16 protein-coding genes are annotated in these 14,477 nt (G+C 70.8%); 6 read left to right on the forward strand and 10 right to left on the reverse strand.

Features of this window, described 5'->3' with window-relative positions; translation table 11 throughout:
- The first annotated feature begins 126 nt into the window (after positions 1-126).
- Genes ABT324_RS10190 through ABT324_RS10200 form a run of 3 tightly spaced genes read left to right on the forward strand, consistent with a single transcriptional unit; the run spans position 127 to position 3,687 of the window.
- Entirely contained in the window at positions 127-579 is a 453-nt protein-coding gene (locus ABT324_RS10190; RefSeq protein ID WP_351174615.1) for a (2Fe-2S)-binding protein, read from the forward strand.
- Positions 566-1,528: an FAD binding domain-containing protein gene (locus ABT324_RS10195; RefSeq protein WP_351174617.1), complete on the forward strand. Its 963-nt coding sequence runs from the start codon at positions 566-568 to the stop codon at positions 1,526-1,528. Before ABT324_RS10190 ends, ABT324_RS10195 begins: the two co-directional genes overlap by 14 nt.
- Complete coding sequence (locus ABT324_RS10200; RefSeq protein ID WP_351174619.1) at positions 1,525-3,687, forward strand: xanthine dehydrogenase family protein molybdopterin-binding subunit; 2,163 nt, start codon at positions 1,525-1,527, stop codon at positions 3,685-3,687. The genes ABT324_RS10195 and ABT324_RS10200 overlap by 4 nt, the downstream gene beginning before the upstream one ends.
- A 50-nt stretch (positions 3,688-3,737) precedes the next feature.
- On the opposite strand, the gene ABT324_RS10205 is transcribed toward ABT324_RS10200, so the two are convergent.
- The 3 genes from ABT324_RS10205 to ABT324_RS10215 form a co-directional block, all read right to left on the reverse strand.
- Positions 3,738-4,226: a DUF6194 family protein gene (locus ABT324_RS10205; protein ID WP_351174621.1), complete on the reverse strand. Its 489-nt coding sequence runs from the start codon at positions 4,224-4,226 to the stop codon at positions 3,738-3,740.
- Positions 4,227-4,317: 91 nt separating this feature from the next.
- Positions 4,318-4,464 carry a hypothetical protein gene (locus ABT324_RS10210; protein WP_351174623.1) on the reverse strand — a complete coding sequence of 49 codons (147 nt, stop codon included), beginning with the start codon at positions 4,462-4,464 and terminating at the stop codon, positions 4,318-4,320.
- 212 nt (positions 4,465-4,676) lie between these two features.
- Positions 4,677-6,227 (reverse strand): N-acyl-D-amino-acid deacylase family protein, encoded by a 1,551-nt coding sequence (locus ABT324_RS10215; protein WP_351174625.1) that lies wholly within the window; start codon positions 6,225-6,227, stop codon positions 4,677-4,679.
- An 81-nt stretch (positions 6,228-6,308) separates the two neighbouring features.
- Between ABT324_RS10215 and lplAB the strand changes: the two genes are divergently transcribed.
- Positions 6,309-7,358, forward strand: coding sequence for a lipoate-protein ligase LplAB (gene lplAB / locus ABT324_RS10220; RefSeq protein ID WP_351174627.1), 1,050 nt, complete (start codon positions 6,309-6,311; stop codon positions 7,356-7,358).
- 3 nt (positions 7,359-7,361) lie between these two features.
- Here lplAB and ABT324_RS10225 read toward each other — a convergent pair whose 3' ends face one another.
- From ABT324_RS10225 to ABT324_RS10235, 3 genes are all read right to left on the reverse strand, one after another.
- On the reverse strand, positions 7,362-7,586 hold the full coding sequence (locus tag ABT324_RS10225) for a DUF5703 family protein (protein ID WP_351174629.1): 225 nt from the start codon (positions 7,584-7,586) through the stop codon (positions 7,362-7,364).
- Positions 7,583-8,566, reverse strand: a complete 984-nt coding sequence (locus ABT324_RS10230) for a YncE family protein (RefSeq protein WP_351174631.1) — start codon at positions 8,564-8,566, stop codon at positions 7,583-7,585. Before ABT324_RS10230 ends, ABT324_RS10225 begins: the two co-directional genes overlap by 4 nt.
- An 89-nt stretch (positions 8,567-8,655) precedes the next feature.
- Positions 8,656-9,621, reverse strand: a complete 966-nt coding sequence (locus ABT324_RS10235) for an aldo/keto reductase (RefSeq protein WP_351174633.1) — start codon at positions 9,619-9,621, stop codon at positions 8,656-8,658.
- A 245-nt stretch (positions 9,622-9,866) separates the two neighbouring features.
- Here ABT324_RS10235 and ABT324_RS10240 point away from each other — a divergent pair, with 245 nt between their 5' ends.
- Positions 9,867-10,697 (forward strand): undecaprenyl-diphosphate phosphatase, encoded by an 831-nt coding sequence (locus tag ABT324_RS10240; protein WP_351174635.1) that lies wholly within the window; start codon positions 9,867-9,869, stop codon positions 10,695-10,697.
- An 81-nt stretch (positions 10,698-10,778) separates the two neighbouring features.
- A complete protein-coding gene (locus tag ABT324_RS10245) occupies positions 10,779-11,459 on the forward strand; it encodes a histidine phosphatase family protein (protein ID WP_351174637.1) in 681 nt (226 codons plus the stop codon).
- A 3-nt stretch (positions 11,460-11,462) separates the two neighbouring features.
- On the opposite strand, the gene ABT324_RS10250 is transcribed toward ABT324_RS10245, so the two are convergent.
- The 4 genes from ABT324_RS10250 to ABT324_RS10265 form a co-directional block, all read right to left on the reverse strand.
- Entirely contained in the window at positions 11,463-12,296 is an 834-nt protein-coding gene (locus ABT324_RS10250) for a hypothetical protein (RefSeq protein WP_351174639.1), read from the reverse strand.
- Complete coding sequence (locus tag ABT324_RS10255; RefSeq protein ID WP_351174641.1) at positions 12,290-12,829, reverse strand: hypothetical protein; 540 nt, start codon at positions 12,827-12,829, stop codon at positions 12,290-12,292. Before ABT324_RS10255 ends, ABT324_RS10250 begins: the two co-directional genes overlap by 7 nt.
- 318 nt (positions 12,830-13,147) lie before the next feature.
- Positions 13,148-14,026, reverse strand: a complete 879-nt coding sequence (locus ABT324_RS10260; RefSeq protein ID WP_351174643.1) for a CPBP family intramembrane glutamic endopeptidase — start codon at positions 14,024-14,026, stop codon at positions 13,148-13,150.
- A 169-nt stretch (positions 14,027-14,195) separates the two neighbouring features.
- Positions 14,196-14,474: a helix-turn-helix domain-containing protein gene (locus ABT324_RS10265; RefSeq protein ID WP_351174645.1), complete on the reverse strand. Its 279-nt coding sequence runs from the start codon at positions 14,472-14,474 to the stop codon at positions 14,196-14,198.
- Between the last annotated feature and the right edge of the window lie 3 nt (positions 14,475-14,477).

Consider the following 14,477-nt stretch of genomic DNA (forward strand, 5'->3'; position numbering starts at 1 on the left):
TTATCCGCTAGCGTCGATCGCACGACCGGACCGGTTCAGGTCCGGCCTTGATCTCCACACCACTCCCACCACGACCATCCACGCACCGCGGGCACCCCAGGGGTCGGTCCGCGGGAAAGGGACCCAGTGGACATCTCAATCGACATCAACGGCACGACCGAGCGGCTCGACGTCGATCCCGGCGTGACGCTCCTGGATGCGCTCCGGGAGCAGCTCGGCGTGACCGGCCCGAAGAAGGGCTGCGACCGCGGCCAGTGCGGTGCCTGCACCGTGCACGTCGGCGGTCGGCCCGTGCTCTCGTGCCTCACCCTGGCCGCCGCCGTCAAACAGCCGGTGACGACCGTGGAAGGCCTGGCCGAGGAGGGGCAGCTGCACCCGGTCCAGCAGGCGTTCGTCGACCAGGACGCGCTGCAGTGCGGGTTCTGCACCTCCGGTCAGATCATGTCGGCCGTCGCGGCGGTCGAGCAGGACGTCGAGGACGTCCGCGAGTTCATGTCCGGCAACCTCTGCCGCTGCGCGGCCTACCCGAACATCGTCGCGGCGGTTGACCAAGCGAGGCGGTCCGATGCGTCCCTTTGAACTGACTGCGCCCCCGACGGTCGAGGCGGCGCTGGCCGAACCGGGTGCGTTCCTGGCCGGTGGCACCACGCTGGTCGACCTGATGAAGCTCGACGTCCTCACCCCGGCCCAGGTCGTGGACATCAACGAGCTGCCGCTGCGCGGCATCGACACCGGCGACGGGCTGCGGATCGGTGCGCTGGAGCGGATGAGCGACGTCGCGGCGCACCCCGGGGTGTACCCGGTGATCTCCAGGGCGCTGCTGCTGAGCGCTTCCCAGCAGTTGCGGAACATGGCCAGCATCGGCGGGAACCTGATGCAGCGGACCCGGTGCACGTACTTCCGCGATGTCGCGGTGCCGTGCAACCGCCGGGAGCCGGGCAGCGGGTGCCCGGCGATCTCCGGGGCGAACCGGATGCACGCCATGCTGGGCACCAGCGACGCGTGCGTGGCGACGCACGCCAGCGACCTGGCGGTGGCGCTGGTCGCGCTCGACGCGCAGGTGCGGTTGGTCAGCGCCGAGGGGAGCCGCCTGGTCCGGTTGGCCGACTTCTACCGGATGCCGGGGGACGCGCCCGAGGTCGAGACCGACCTGCGTCCCGGTGAGCTGATCAGCGAGGTCGTGGTGCCCCGGCTGGACTGGGCGTCGCGGTCGACCTACGTCAAGGTGCGGGACCGGCAGTCCTACGAGTTCGCGCTGTGCTCGGCCGCGGTGGCGTTGGACGTGCGGGATTCCCGCATCGTCGATGCGCGGGTGGCGGTCGGCGGGGTGGCGACGGTGCCGTGGCGGCTGCCCGCGGTGGAGGAGGCCCTGCGTGGTGCTCCGGTGGCGCAGGCGTCCTTCGAGGACGCGGCGTCGCTGGCGGCGGAGGGGGCCCGGCCGTTGTCCGGCAACGGGTTCAAGGTGCCGCTGGTGAAGCGGACCGTGGTCCGCGCACTGCTCGAACTGACCGAAGGGAGCAGCCTGTGACCAGTCGGCTGGACGGTCCGCTGAAAGTCACCGGGCAGGCCAAGTACGGGGCGGACCACAACTTCCCGGGCATGGCGTACGGGTACCTGGTGCTCAGCACCACCGCGCACGGCGAGATCGAGTCCATGGACGTCGCGGCGGCCGAGCGCGCTCCGGGGGTACTCGGGGTGTACACGCCGTTCGACCCGCTGGAGCTGAACAAGGCGAAGTCCCCGTTGTTCGGCGAGTCCTGGGTGCCGCTGCAGGACCGGGAGGTCACCTACTACGGCCAGCCGATCGGTTTCGTGGTGGCCGAGACCTTCGAGCGGGCTCGGGACGCGGCGATGCTGGTGGGGGTCACCTACCGGGAGCGTCCGGCGGTGACGTCGTTGGAGGAGGGGCTGGCGACGGCTGAGGACGCGCCGGGTACCGAGGACGTCGAGGTGCTGGCGGAGGGCGTGGAGTCGATCGAGGACGCCTTCGCGGCCAGCAGCGTGGTGGTGGAGGCGACCTACCGCACGGCGACGCAGAACCACGCCGCGATGGAGCCGCACTCGGCGGTGGCGGTGTGGGAGGACGGTCTGCTGACCGTCTACAGCGGCAACCAGGGCTCGGACCTGCAGGCCGCCGAGCTGGCGAGTGCGCTGGGCGTGGAGGTCGCCTCGGTGCGCGCGCTGAACCCGTTCGTGGGTGGGGCTTTCGGTGGCAAGGGGCGCACTTCGGCGCCGGCGTACTTGGCTGCTGCGGCGGCGCGGGCGCTCGGGCGGCCGGTGAAGGCGGCGTTGACGCGGGAGCAGGTGTTCACCGCGACCGCGGGGCGTGCCGCGACGGTGCAGAAGGTTGCCCTGGGTGCGGCTGAGGACGGCACGTTGGTCGCGGTGCGGCACGACTCGTGGTGCAGCACCGCGGCGGACCGCTCGTTCGTGGAGCCGACTTCGCACGGCACGTCGCGGGAGTGGTACGCGACGCCGAACCTGGCGGTCAGCCAGAAGATCGTGCCGCTGCACATCCCGCCGACCACGTTCATGCGGGCGCCGGGGGAGGCGCCGGGGTCGTTCGCGTTGGAGAGCGCGATCGACGAGCTGGCGGTGGAGCTGGGGGTGGATCCGATCGAGCTGCGCCGGCGGAACAGCTCGATCGCGCCGCCGGGCAAGGACTTGCAGTGGTCCAGCAAGCACCTCGACGAGTGCTTCCAGATCGGTGCGGAGCGGTTCGGGTGGGCGCAGCGGTCGCCGCGTGGTCGGGAGGACGGGGATTGGCTGGTGGGCATGGGGGTGGCCACGGCGATGTTCCCCGCGCTGCGGTTCCCGGCCACCGTGGAGATCACCTTGCGAGCGGATGGGAGCGCGGTGATCTCGACCAGTGGTGCGGACCCGGGGACGGGTCTGCTCACGGTGCTGGCTCTGGTGGGGGCGGAGTCGCTGGCCGTTCCGGTGGAGCGGATCACGCCGCGGCTGGGGGATTCGCGGTTCCCGCCGGGCGGGATGTCGGGTGGTTCGACTGCCACGGCGAGCGCGGGTTCGGCGGTGATGGTCGCCGCGACCGAGGCGATCGATGCGCTGCTGGCCCTGGCCTCGGGGCCGGGTGCGCCGTTCGAGGGGGCGGAGGTGTCCTACGAGGACGGTCGGGTGCTGGGGCCGGGTGGTCGTTCGCTGGGCTTCGGCGAGGTGCTGCGGGCGGTGGGCCGGGAGTCGTTGTCGGTAACCGGTTCGTCGGGTCCGGGTGAGGAGCTGACCAAGCACTCGTTCAGCTCGTTCGGGGCGCAGTTCTGCGAGGTGCGCGTGCACAAGTGGACGCGCGAGGCGCGGTTGTCGCGGATGCTCGGGGTGTTCGACTGCGGGCGGATCATCAATGAGAAGGCGGCGCGCAGCCAGGCGCTGGGCGGGATGATCTGGGGTGTGTCGGCGGCGCTGCACGAGGCGTTGGAGATCGAGGGCAGTGGGCGGCTGGCCAACGGTGATTTCGCCGGTTACCTGGTGCCGGTGAACGCCGACATCCCCGAGGCCGAGGTGGAGTTCGTCCGGTACCCGGACACGCTGCACAACGCGGTCGGGTCGAAGGGGCTGGGCGAGATCGGCACGGTCGGCGTGGCGGCGGCGGTGGCCAACGCGGTCTACAACGCCACGGGGATCCGGGTCCGCCACATCCCGATCACCATCGAGGACCTGTTGGTGGAGTAGTGCCGGGGTGGTGGTGCGGCTGGCCGGGGTGGCCAGCCGCACCATCGGCTTCAGCGGTGGCGTTGTGCTGCGCGGGCGTGGGCGTGGGTGAGCAGCGTCAGGGCTTGTTCGGCGGTGCGGGGTCCGGGGTTGAGGATGGAGATCCAGCCCTGGGTGGCGTAGACGGGGTGGGGGAGGACCTGGTCCAGGGCGGTGTAGTCGAACTCGTCGTGGTGGCTGGCGTGCGCGGCGGGGGTGTGGCCGATGAGCTGCTGGAAGGCGGCGCGGCCGACGTTGATGTTGAGGCGGTGCACGCCGGGGCGGTTGAGGTTCGATGCGGTGTCGAACCCGGGGTGGTCCTTGGTGACGATCGTGGCGAACGGGAAGTCGCGGTCGGCGGGGGCGCGGCCGTCCGGGTTGTGGTGGATGAAGGTGTCGCCCCAGGCGATCTCGGGGGCGCCGCTGGCCGCGTCGACGGTGTCGGCGACGACGCCGGGTAGGCCGCGGGCGTGCTCGATGATGTCGGCTTCGGTGAGGCCGGTGTTCTCGCTGGTGCTCATGTCCTTCAACTTTATCGTTGAAGTGCTTCTTGAGACTTCTGTCGGCGATCACCGGCCCGCCGGGCCCCGACCCTCAAATCGCGGTGGCGGGTCAGTCGTACCCGCGGATCAGGTGGCTCTCGTCCAGGTCGTCGGGGTCGAGCTCGGTGCGGTCCTGGGCCGGGAGGTGGAGGTCGTCGCGGTCCGGGTCGAAGGAGTCGTAGCGCTGGTGGGCGGTGAGTGGATCGGAGAGCGTCATGCCCAGCTCCTTTCGGCGCGGAAGTGATTGCCCGATGGTGCTTCCCGGTACTGGAGATCGCATGGCGACCCGCTCGGGGACTGATCGGAATCGCCCGGTTGAGCAGTCGTTGATCAGCCTGGATATTGATCTCTATCATTTCAGTGTTGGTTAAAATTAAACCGCACCCATGGAACTCGCCACCACACGCGGAAAAACCGCATGGACAGCGGTCAGCTCCGCGGGGTGAGGCGGGTTCCGCTGCGGGGGCCGAGGTACCGGCCGTCCTCGACGACGGTGCGGCCGCCCAGGCACACCCACGGGATGCCGGTCGGCTGCCGCAGCGGGTCCTGGTAGTCGCCGCGGTCGCGGACGGTGCGCGGGTCGAAGGCGACGAGGTCGGCGACCTTGCCGGGGGCGATCAGGCCGCGGTCGGGGATGTTGAAGACCTGCGCTGGCAGCCAGGTCATCCGGTGCACGGCTTCGGGCAGGGTGAGGACCTGGCGGTCGCGGGTGTAGCGGCCGAGGACGCGGGGGAAGGTGCCGGTCAGGCGGGGGTGCGGTCGGCCGCCGGTGCCGGGCGGCAGGCCGTCGGAGCCGATGGCGGTGCGCGGGTCGGCCAGGGCGAGCTCGAGGTCGTCCTCGTGCATGCTGAAGTGGATCATCGCGGCGCGCAGCCGTTCGGTGACCAGGACGTCGATGAGGGCGTCGACGGGTTCGGCGCCGGTGGCCTCGGCGATCTCGGCGAGGGTGCGGCCTTCGTGGCGGTGGCTGGCGGTGGTGGCGATCTGGACGCGGTCCCAGCTGGTGGTCGCGGTGACGGCGGCGGCGATCTCGGCGCGGGCGGTCGGGCGGGTCAGTCTGGTGAGGATCTCCTCGGGGCTGCCGGTGAGGTAGTGGCTGGGCAGCAGGGCGGTGAGCATCGTGGAGGACGCGGTGTAGGGGTAGACGTCCTGGTGGACGGTCTGGCCGTGCTGGCGGGCGCGGTCGAGCCGGTCGAGGGCGGCGCGCATGGTGCCCCAGTTGCGGGCGCCGGTGACCTTGAGGTGGGAGATGTGGGTTCGTCCGGCGACGGCGCCGATGCGCAGGGCTTCGTCGAGGGAGTCCAGCAGGGCGTCGCCCTCGTTGCGCATGTGCGTGACGTAGTGGCCGCTGCCGCCGAGGACGGTGGCGAGGTCGGTGAGCTCGTCGGTGGTGGCGAAGACGGCGGGTGGGTAGATCAGGCCGCTGGACAGGCCGAAGGCGCCGGCGGTCATGCCTTCTTCGAGGGCGGCGCGCATGGTGCGGCGGGCGTGGTCGTCGGGGGCCGCGTCGGTCATGCCGGTGGCGGCGATGCGGAGGGTGCCGTGGCCGACCAGCGGGCAGTAGTTGGTGACGTAGCCGGCGGCGTCGGTGGCGGCGAACAGGTCGTGGAAGCCGGTCCAGGTGAGCTGCAGGGGTGGGAAGAGGCGTTGCAGGAAGGTGGCCAGGGTGTCGTGGTGCTGGTGGCTGCGCGGGGCGAGGCTGAAGCCGCAGTTGCCGACGATCTCGGTGGTGGTGCCCTGGTGGATCTTGGTGGTGTCGTCGGTGGGCAGCAGGGGTGCGTTGTCGGCGTGGGAGTGGACGTCGATGAAGCCGGGGGCCAGGACCAGGCCGGTGAGGTCGCGGCGGGGGATCTCGGGTGGGAAGGCGCCGGGGGTGTCGACGGCGGCGATGCGGTCGTGGTGGAGCAGGACGTCGGCGGGGCGCAGCGGGGCGGTGGTCCCGTCGGCGAGGTGGGCTCCGGTGAGCAGCAGTTCGGTCACGGTGGTGGCCTCCGGGTGCGGGGGAATATCCGGGCTTGTGCGATGTTGTCGGGGGTAGTTGTCGATTTCCAGGGGTGTGCGGTGCACGGTGAGTACAAGGTTCCCGGTGGGAAGCTGGTCGTGGTCGATCTGGACGTGGTGGACGGCCGGTTGTCCGGGGTGCGGGTCAGCGGTGACTTCTTCCTGGAGCCGGACGAGGCGCTGGAGTCGATCAACGCGGCGTTGACCGGGGCGCCGGTGGACGCGGGTGCCGAGGAGCTGGCCGCTCGAATCCACAGTGGACTGCCGGTGGGTGCGCGGTTGGTGGGGTTCGACGCGGAGGCGGTCGTGGTGGCGGTGCGGCGGGCGTTGTCGCGGGCCTCGGACTGGGGTGATCATGAGTGGCGGTTGGTGCACGACGGGCCGCAGACGCCGTTGATGCACATGGCGTTGGACCAGGTGCTGGCCGAGGAGGTGGGTGCGGGTCGGCGGGCTCCGACGTTGCGGTTCTGGGAGTGGGCGGCGCCGTCGGTGATCATCGGCAGCTTCCAGTCGGTGCGCAACGAGGTGGACCTGGAGGGGGCGCGGCGGCACGGGATCGAGGTGGTGCGGCGGATCACCGGTGGTGGGGCGATGTTCGTGGAGCCGGGCAACACGGTGACGTACTCGCTGTACGCGCCGGCGTCGTTGGTGGCGGGGATGAGCTTCGCGGAGTCGTACGCGTTCCTGGACGACTGGGTGCTGGGTGTGCTGCGGGAGTTGGGGTTGAACGTGTGGTACCAGCCGTTGAACGACATCGCCTCGGATGCGGGCAAGATCGGTGGGGCGGCGCAGAAGCGGTTGGCCTCGGGTGCGGTGCTGCACCACGTGACGATGTCCTACAGCATCGACGTGGACAAGATGGGCGAGGTGCTGCGGGTGGGCAAGGAGAAGTTGTCGGACAAGGGGGTGGCGAGCGCGAAGAAGCGGGTGGATCCGCTGCGGCGGCAGACCGGCTTGGCGCGCGAGGTGGTCATCGACCGGCTGGTTGGTGGGTTCCGGAACCGGTTCGGGTTGGTAGAGGGTCCGGTGACCGGTGCTGAGCGCGCGCGGGCGCAGGAGTTGATCGAGTCGAAGTTCGCGACTCGGGAGTGGTTGTTGCGGGTGCCGTGAGGCTCAGGTGAGCAGTTCGGGGATGCCCGGGGTGCTGCGCTTGCGGCGGAGCCAGACCTGGCGGGTGCCGTCGGAGTAGAGCAGGACGCGGGAGAGTTCCCAGCCGGAGAACTCGGCGTGGATGCTGAGCTGGGTCGCTGCGCTCAGGCGGGTGATCCCTGGTGGGAGGCGCAGCGGGCGGTACTCCCAGTCGGGGTCGGTGTTGGTCCCTCCTGCGGGTGGGGTCATGGTGTCACCACCTGGTATCCGGCGCCGTTGGCGGAGGCGATGTAGAGCGTTCCGGTGTCTGGGTCGACTGCGACGCTGTTGGGTTGGGTGATGGTGGGCAGCCGGTGGCGTTCGCGTGGTTCACCGCCGGCGATGTCGTAGCCGACGATTTCGTTGGTCGCGGTCAGTGTGACCCAGGCTAGGTCGCGGGTGGGGTCGTAGGCGAGGCCGTAGGGGGCGCCGGGGACGGGGTAGCGCTGCTTCATTACCAGGGGGTCGGTGCTAAAGGCGAGGAGTTCCTGGCCTCGGGTGTCGATGGTGAGGATGCGTCCGTAGCGGTCCTGGACGGCGTTGGTGGCACCCTTCCCGGCGCGCAGGCCTGCGCCTTTGTCGCCGGTGGTGGGGTTGATGGGGGTCAGGGCGGTGGTGAGGCGGTCGAGGACGTAGAGGTCCTGGGGGGTGGGCAGGAGCTGGGCGGGGCCTTGGAAGTTGTCGGCGGTGGCGGTGGGGGTGCCGTTGCGCAGGATGGTGACGGTGGGTGGGGTGCGCAGGGCGACGGCGGTGCGTTCGGTGTCGAGGTCGACGGCGTGGACTGGTCCGCCGGGCACGGGGGTGGTCGTGGTGTGGGCGGTGCGCAGGTCGGTGCGGGCGATCTCGTTGGTGTCGGGCAGGGCGGTGAGGAGTTGGCCGCTGTGGGTGAGTTGGAGGGTGGCGGGGGCGCTGGGCAGGGTGGTGGTCTGCTGGGCGCCGGTGGTGGTGTTGGTGAGGGTGAGGGTGGGTCCGCTGGCCAGCACGAGGGTGTGGGTGGTGGGGTCGTAGGCGGTGTGCTGGGTGGGTGGTGCGGGGTGGGTGGTTCCGGCGGGTGTGGTGCTGGTGGGGGGTGAGGTGGCTGGGGTGGCGGCGGTGAGGGTGTCGGTGACCTGGAGGGGGTCGTTGGGTTTGTCGGTCGCGCAGCTGGTGAGCAGGGTGGCGATCAGGCACGGGATGACCAGACGGCGCAACGAGGCCCTCCTTGGTGGTGCTGGCCCGCGGGTGGCGGGTGGTTGTTGGTTCCAGCATCCCTGATGGCCGGTTGGGGGGTGTGGTGTGGTCAGGGTTGGGGTGGGGTGTCGGTGGGTGCGCTGATGTCGTCGAGGGCGGCGCGGATGGCGGGTGGGAGGGTGAGGTCTTCGGATGCGAGGGCGGTTCGGAGCTGGCTGGTGGTGCGGGTGCCGAGGACGGGGGCGGTGACGCCGGGGCGGTCGCGGACCCAGGCGAGGGCGACGTGGGCGGGTGGGGTGCCGAGTCCTTCGGCGGCGGTGAGCACGGCGTGCACGATGCGGGCGGCGCGTTCGGTGCGGTGGTGTTCGACGTAGCTGGCCAGGGGGCCGGCGCCGCGGGAGTCGGCGGGGGTGGCGTTGCGGTACTTGCCGGTGAGGACGCCGCGGCCCAGGGGTGCCCAGGCGAGCAGGCCGATTCCGTGGTGGTGGGCTGCGGGGATGACTTCGCGTTCGGGGGTGCGGTCGAGCAGGGAGTACTCGTGCTGGGTGGAGATGAGTGGGGTGCGGGTGGGGTGGGCGCGTTGGTGGGTGGCGGCGGTGGCCAGTTGCCAGCCGGCGTAGTTGGCGGTGCCGGCGTAGCGGACGCGGCCGGTGGTGGTGGCGGTGTCGAGGGCGGCGAGGGTTTCGTCGAGGGGGACGGCGGGGTCCCAGGCGTGGAGTTGCCAGAGGTCGATGTGGTCGGTTTGCAGGCGGCGCAGGGAGTCGTCGAGGGCGGCGAGCAGGGAGCCGCGGGAGGCGCCGCCGCCGAAGGGGCCGGGTTTGCGGCGGGCGGCGGCGGTGGTGGCCAGGACGATTTCGTCGCGGGGGATGTGGTGGGTGAGCAGGTCGCCGAGGATGGTTTCGGCGTGACCGTCCTGGTAGACGTCGGCGGTGTCGACGAGGGTGCCGCCGGCGTCGTGGAAGGTCGACAGTTGTTCGGCGGCTTGGTCGGCGTCGGTGTCGAGTCCCCAGGTCATGGTGCCGAGGGCGAGGCGGGAGACGCGGAGGCCGCTGCGGCCGAGTTGTCGGTGTTCCACGGTGGGGAGGGTATTCGGTGCGGGGGTGTTGGTCGGTGAGGTTGGGGCGGCGGGTCTGCGGTGGGGTGTGCTGGATCACAGGGGTGGTTGTTGCGGTGGGTGGTCGGGTGGTCGCTGGCCTGGGGGGTGGGGTGGCGTTCGGGTGAGGTGGGGGATGCTGCAAGATTTGGGGCGCTCTTCCCGGTTGCCCTGCTGTGGGGGTGTGTTCCGGGGTCGTCGGTGACTGTGTTCTGGAGTGGGTTTCGTTGTCGTGGTTGCAGGCCATGGTGTTGGCCGTGGTCCAGGGGTTGACCGAGTTCCTGCCGATCTCGTCGTCCGGGCACCTGCGGATCGTGTCGGAGTTGTTCTTCGGTGCGGATGCGGGTGCGTCGTTCACCGCGGTGACGCAGATCGGCACGGAGTTGGCGGTGGTGGTCTTCTTCGCCAAGGACATCGTGCGGTTGGTGGCGGTGTGGTTCCGCGGGTTGGTCGACGCTGGGGTGCGGCGGACGCAGGACTACCGGTTGGCGTGGTACGTGGTCGTGGGCAGCATCCCGATCGGGGTGCTGGGGTTGTTGTTCCAGGACTACATCCGCTCGTCGTTGCGGAGCTTGTGGATCACCGGGGCGATGTTGATCGTGTTCGGTGTGCTGATGGGGTTGGCTGAGCGGTTCGGGCGGCAGCGGCGGGGTCAGGACCGGTTGCAGTTGCGCGATGGTGTGGTGATGGGGTTGGCGCAGTCGTTGGCGCTGGTGCCGGGGGTGTCGCGGTCGGGTGGCACGATCACGGCGGGGTTGACGTTGGGCCTGGACCGGCCGACGGCGGTGCGGTTCTCGTTCCTGCTGGCGATTCCGGCGGTGTTCGCGGCGGGGTTGTCGGAGATCCCGCACGTGTTCGAGGCGTCCTCGCATGGTCTGCAGCCGTCGGCGGCGCAGATGGTGGTGGCCACGGTGGTGGCGGGGTTGGTGGGGTACGCGGTGATCGCGTGGTTGTTGCGGTTCGTGCAGCGGCACAGCGTGTACCTGTTCGTGTGGTACCGGATCGTGCTGGGGTTGGTGGTGTTCGGGCTGTTGGGTTTCGGGGTCATGCAGCCCTGAGCGGTGGTTTTCGGTGGATCGCGGTCCGTGCCCGGTGGGTGCGGGCCGCGTTCGTTCCGGGGTGGCCTACCCTCGGCGGGCGTGGCGACTCTTGTCTTGGTGCGGCATGCGCGTTCATCGGCCAACGGTTCGGGGATCCTGGCGGGCCGGTCGGCCGGTGTGGGGTTGGACGAGACCGGTGTGGGGCAGGCCGCGGGGTTGGCGGGGCGGTTGGCGGGGGTGCCGCTGCGGGAGGTGGTGGTTTCGCCGTTGCAGCGCTGCCAGCAGACCGTGGCCGGGTTGGTGGCTGAGCGGGGCTTGTCGCCGGTGGTGGAGCCGGATTTGGCCGAGGTGGATTACGGGGAGTGGACCGGCCGCAAGATCAGCGAGTTGACCCAGGAGCCGTTGTGGCGGGTGGTGCAGCAGCACCCGTCGGCGGCGGTGTTCCCGGGTGGTGAGGGCTTGGCGCAGGTGCAGGCGCGGGCGGTGGCCGCGGTGCGGGCGCATGACCGGGGGTTGGGGGCTGATGAGGTGTGGTTGGCCTGCACGCACGGTGATGTGATCAAGGCGGTGTTGGCCGATGCGCTGGGGATGCACCTGGATGCGTTCCAGCGGATCGTGGTGGATCCGTGTTCGGTGAGCGTGGTGCGCTACACCGAGACGCGGCCGTTCGTGGTGAAGGTCAACGACACCGGTGGGGATGTGTCGGCGTTGCTGCCGCCGGAGGGGTCGGCTGCTTCGGATGCGGTGGTGGGTGGTTCGACCGGGGGTTCGGCGGTCTGAGGGTCAGGCGCGCAGGTGCACGACGTGGCAGCGGGTGTCGGCGGGCAGGGTCTGGTGGGTGCCGCCGGTGAAGCGGATGCGGACGTGCTGCTGGGTGTCGGGGGTGACTTGTTCGACGATGCCGACTGGGCCGATGGGGCCGTGCAGGCGGATGGGGTCGCCGGGCAGCAGTTCGTCGGCGCGGACGCGTTCGCGGTTGACCGCGGGGGAGGTGGGGCGCAGCCACCGGGTGGTGGCGTACCAGGCGGTGCAGGTCAGCGCGGGTAGGGCTGCCGGTAGCCAGGTGGCGAGGTCGATGAGTGCGAAGCCGGAGGCGGCGCCGGCCAGTGCGGCCCACACGCCGGAGCTGATGGGGTGGCGGCCCAGTTGCAGCCAGCCGGTGGTGCGGATGGTGCCGTCGGGTCGTTGACCGCGTGGTGGTGGGGGCAGTTCGTCGGGGAAGTCGAAGTCGTCGGCGTCGAGGTTGTCGCGGGTGGTGTCCTGCGGTGCGGTCTTGCCCAGTGGTTCGCGCGCGTCGGTGTGGATGGCGGCGATCTCCGTGGTGACCTCGGCTGGGTTGAGCTTGGGGCTTGGCGCTGCGGGTCGCGGGGGCGGGGTGGGGTCGGTGCGCAGGGGTGTGTCGAAGCGGGCGGTTCCGGGGTTGAGCAGGGTGTTGAGCATCGAGACCTCGGTGTCGCGGCGGTGTCCGCAGGTCGGGCAGCTCAGCGCGACCCCGGTGGGGGCCTGCTGGTCGGCTGTGGTGGTCAGCGGTCCGTGCCCGATGGGGCATCGTGGCGCGTAGGGCCCGTTCTCGAGGATGTGCAGGGCGCTGGTGCGGTCGGTGTCGGGGTTCACCATCGCGTGGTCCACCTCAGCTCGCCGTCGTCGTCGCGTTCGCAGCGGGCCGCCGCGCCGCTGGGGGTGCGGGCGACGTCGCCTTCGTGGGAGCAGTGCTCTTTCTCGGTGACCACTGGCACCCAGTCCTCGTCGTCGTCGTGGTCGTCGGAGGTGCGGGTGGTGGTCGGGGTGGGGGTGGGTTGCTCCTGGTGGTGGTTGGGTCGGGGGCGTGGCGGCGGGGGTGTGGGCCGCTGCGTAGTTGTGGTTGTGGTTGTCGTGGTGGTGCGGGTGGTTGTGGTTGGGGGCGTGGTGGGTCCTGGCTGGGTGGTGGTCGTGGTGGGTGTCGGCGTGGTGGTCGGGACTGGTGGTGCGGGCGGTGGGGGAGCCGCGGGCAGGGGTGCGGGGTGGGCGAGTTCGGGGCTCGCGGAGGTGGGCAGGGCGCTGATGCCCGTGGCGGCGGTGGCGGCCAGTAGCGCGGTGGCGGGCAGCAGCCTGATGGCCAGCGGGGTGCGCCACCACCAGCGGCGCAGCGGTGCGGGGGTCTCGGCTGGCAACGGATGTCTCCTTCTCGCGTTGGTGCCGTGTTGTCCCCGACCGGCGGGGCGAATCGTAGCGAATTCGTCACGATTCCGTGTCCGCCGGGCAAACCGGAGCGCCCCCGCCGCCGCTGTTCCCGGTGCGCACACCGCTGCTCGGGGCCGAATGTGATCTCCACCTCGGTGGTGGCGAAAAGTCCTGCCGTGAGCGGGAAAGGCACGCGTGACCACGAGGCGTCACAGCCCGACCGCCGGGGTCGTGAGCGCGAAACGGTGCTGGAACACTGTTACGCGCTCACGACGGGCTTTGTGGACAGTCCACAGCAGAGCGTGATCTCACCTCTGCGCGCGGTGTTGGTGGTAGCCAAGCTGGCCCCGGGTGGCCGCCACGATCACCAGTGCCAGGGCGGTGCAGGCCAGTACTGGTCCCCAGCTGCGCACGAAACCGGGGAACATCGCTGTTACCAGCACCGCCGAGGCGCTGTTGAAGCCGGCGTGCAGCAGGATGATCAGCAGCAGGCCCTGCCGGGTCCGGTTGAACACCCAGGTGATGACGGTGCTCAGCGCCACCGCCAGCAGCAGGAACCTGACCAGGAAGGCCACTGTGACCGGTTGACCGGCCCACTCGGTCAGGAACAGTGGCAGGTGCCATCCTGCCCACAGCGGCCCGAGGATCAGCGTGCCCAGCAGGGGCCCGTGCCGCTGCTGGTAGCGCACCAGCGCGAAGTCCCGCCACCCCGGCTCCTCGGCGAGTCCTGAGGTCAGCACCTGCAGCACCAGCATGAGCAGGTAGGTGGTCAGCAGTCCGGCCGTGGGCGGGGTCAGCGCCTGCAGCGCGCCCGGGAGCACCAGCATCCCGGCCAGGATGACCGCGGGGAACACCACCAGCACCAGCGCGTACCAGCGGGCGCCCAGGCGCCAGGTCAGCAGGCGGCGTCGCCACGCCCGCAGGCCAGCGCGGCCTTCGGTGAGGTAGGTGACCAGGCAGGCCGCGGCCAGCGGTCCCAGGTAGGCGCCGGGCAGGATCCCGGCCAGCTGCGTGCTGCCCGCCAGCTGGGGGAAGTGCAGCGGCAGCACGCCGAGCCCGTTGGCGCCGAGCACGTAGGGCGTCCAGGCCAGCCAGCTGATGGCGTAGGCCAGCGTGAAGAACGCGGTCAGCGGACGGCGTGCCACCACCCGCTGCCACCTCGGTGGCGCGGTGATTTCTGTTGTCATGCCCGGCAAGCTAGTTCCGCCCAGGTGGTGCGGCGATGGTGCTGAGGAGAGGGTTGGGGGTGTCGTTGACGCCACCTGGGGCTCGTGGGCGAGCTGCGTGGCATCAGCGGGAGGGGCGCCTGGCTCGCGCTGGAGCCAGCTCAGCCGCCGGGCGCGGTGGGTGGGCTGGCTATGCGGAGATGCGTTGCTGGTCGGGTGGTTGCCGGTGCGTGGCGGCGGCGCGGCGCAGTTCGTCGAGGGACAGGCCCACCGCGTCGGCCAGTGCGGCGACCGTGAAGAACGCCGGGGTGGGGATCCGGCCCTTCTCGATCTTGCGCAGCGTCTCGGTGGAGATCCCCGCGGTGGCGGCGATCTCGACCATGCTGCGCTCGCCGCGCGCCTCCCGCAGGGCCTGGCCCAGCAGCTCGCCCCGGCGCAGCTCGTGCTCGGTGAGCGGTTCACGCACCATGAC

This window comes from Saccharopolyspora sp. NPDC000359, assembly GCF_040300525.1.
Taxonomy (GTDB): Bacteria; Actinomycetota; Actinomycetes; order Mycobacteriales; family Pseudonocardiaceae; genus Saccharopolyspora.